The sequence below is a fragment of the Polaromonas sp. P3_C2 genome, assembly GCF_056402675.1.
The window spans coordinates 1-1,438 of sequence record NZ_JBFUGX010000884.1; the positions used below are offsets into that span (position 1 = coordinate 1).

Sequence of the window (1,438 nt, forward strand, 5' to 3'; positions counted from 1 at the left end):
GCGAGAGTTGTGGGACCAAATCGTGGTGAGCTCGTTTGGTGGAAAACTACCATTTGGAAAATGCTGGGACCCGGTTTTTGGTTTGGCTCGATATATCGCCAGCTGGAATTCAGATGGAGGTCGCAAGGGGGAATTAATCCAGTTGCATGCTTATGTGGCTTCTTTCGGAGAAAGAATTCAGACCGGCGGCGGAATTCATGCAGACTTTTATTTATTGCCCGCGTGGAATGAATTTCGCGACGTCTCAAATCCGCTGGCCCTATTCCAGAAATACTCATCTTTGGTTGGCCCTGGAGGAGCGACGGAATTTTTTGCGCAGCGCTTTGTTACCCCGATAGGTGCAAATGGGGTTTCATATAGTCGGTTTGAGCTGAGTAAATTGCGGGCCGTAACCGGTCAGAATTTCCGGAGACTTGATACTCCAGCGTTAATTTCATTAATGGAACAGGCACCAGCTAGGGGTCGAGCAAGGGCCGCGTTGTACGACAACTACTCTGCATTCAATAGAGGGCCTCCCCGAGCAATCCTGTCTCTCCTAATGCACCATGATTTACGAGTAGCTAATTGGGACCCATCGAACTTATCTCAAGTCGACTGCGTTGCCCAATACACGCGGTTGGGCTCGAGTTACCAGAGTCCAAAAGTAATGCAACTTTTTGCACAGCAGTGTTTTGGTTCTCTGCCGGTTCTACCAATAGATAACTGGGTCGAGACATTTGTAAAAGCGCCGCTGGCCCTGGTCCCAGTAAGAGGGCAATTTCATAGCGGTGTTTTTGCCAGTAGTGYGATGTGGGGGAAGATAGAGCGGCTGATTTGGATGGCTGCTCAGGCACGGAAAGTTCATTCGTCGGTGGCTGAAAATATTTTGTGGTGTGTGAGGTATGGAGGGCCGGATAAACAGATGCGTCGCGCAAATCCATTTGGGTGCAAAGTTTGCGATTCCCACATCCGTAACGTGTGTCCTTCTTATGCTGCGATAAAGCAGCTGCCAGTCTTATTTAATGCTCAAGCCAAGCCAAAGTTCGGCTTTAACATCCGTTCAGGCTCTCAAGACAACGTAACGCAGAATCAGGTGTTTGTCGCGTGCGATGGCGTTGATGGATGCGACGAATACACACCGAAAGATCGACCTGCTCAATTTGGCCCATATCCATCTCCGGGCCATTTAGGTGGTGCATCCATGACGGTTGCTCAATTTCTGAATACGTATTGACCTAGCCGCTTCGGGTGTCGTACGGTTCCGATTAGCGGGTTCAAACTCCCAGATGGTGAGACCGTACCAGCACAAGTTTTAGTTAATGTTTTTCTAGTTCATTTGTGTCGCGGTTTGCACTCAGCGTTGTTTGCCAAAAGGGCTCGTTCGTACCGGACCATTTGAAGAGTTCGCGGTGTGAAAATACTAAAGCTCCCTTCGACGAGTACAAAGGTATGTCTAGAC

1 protein-coding gene is annotated in these 1,438 nt (G+C 49.1%); it reads left to right on the forward strand.

Features of this window, described 5'->3' with window-relative positions:
* A partial coding sequence (locus tag AC1DWI_RS23035) for a hypothetical protein (protein WP_477725900.1) occupies positions 1–1,213 on the forward strand: 1,213 nt, incomplete at its 5' end.
* Positions 1,214–1,438: the final 225 nt, after the last annotated feature.